Source organism: Gorillibacterium massiliense (assembly GCF_000455485.1).
GTDB classification, from domain to species: Bacteria; Bacillota; Bacilli; order Paenibacillales; family NBRC-103111; genus Gorillibacterium; species Gorillibacterium massiliense.
In genome coordinates this window covers 1-643 of sequence record NZ_CBQR020000187.1, presented here as the reverse complement: position 1 = coordinate 643, position 643 = coordinate 1, and the positions used below count along the sequence as shown (strand labels likewise).

Sequence of the window (643 nt, the reverse complement as noted above, 5' to 3'; positions counted from 1 at the left end):
CCACTTAGCCTCGCAGGGTTGTCTGCCTGATCCACTTCCCAGAAAAAACCTCGGGCAGACCAAGGTCGGCGTAGCCGGCCGCAGCGGGAAAACGGTGTTATCTGCTGTTGCCTCTTCTCGAGCAACCTACACCTCATCTTTATAATCTTTTACTAACTACTTCCCCGTTTTCACTTACAAAAGAGTGTTTTGACCTTATCTGTCTCTATGCATAATCGTAACTAGGTAACCCTAACATTCTGACAATGACTAGATCCGGTAGCTAAAAATCTTTATTACATTAACTCATCTATCTCTACATAATTAAAAACGCATGAAGATCACTCGTTCTGACTGATCTTGATGCGTGTTTGACTTGAGTTATATATTCCTGGCTTTTTAGTCATTTACAGTCCTTATTATAAAGGTTTAGGCAATTGCAGATAACGTTCTTGTATTCACGAACCCGAGAGGCTTAAGGCCGTTAGGCCGGGTGGCTCCGCCACTTTGCCTCGCAGGGTTGTCTGCCTGATCCACTTCTCCGAAAATCCTCAGGCAGACCAAGGTCGGCATAGCCGGCCGCAGCGGGAATACGGTGTTATGTGAAGTACCTGACATCTCTGAAAAACACACAGATTTCTATATTCTTTTAGTTCTATTTATT

1 protein-coding gene is annotated in these 643 nt (G+C 44.2%); it reads right to left on the bottom strand.

Going from position 1 to position 643, the window contains the following annotated elements; translation table 11 throughout:
• Positions 1-408: 408 nt before the first annotated feature.
• Entirely contained in the window at positions 409-597 is a 189-nt protein-coding gene (locus TJ79_RS28370) for a hypothetical protein (protein WP_155988037.1), read from the bottom strand.
• Between the last annotated feature and the right edge of the window lie 46 nt (positions 598-643).

Coding starts and splice junctions, on each gene's coding strand:
- TJ79_RS28370 (WP_155988037.1), bottom strand. CDS start 597: ATGTCAGGTACTTCACATAACACCGTATTCCCGCTGCGGCCGGCTATG.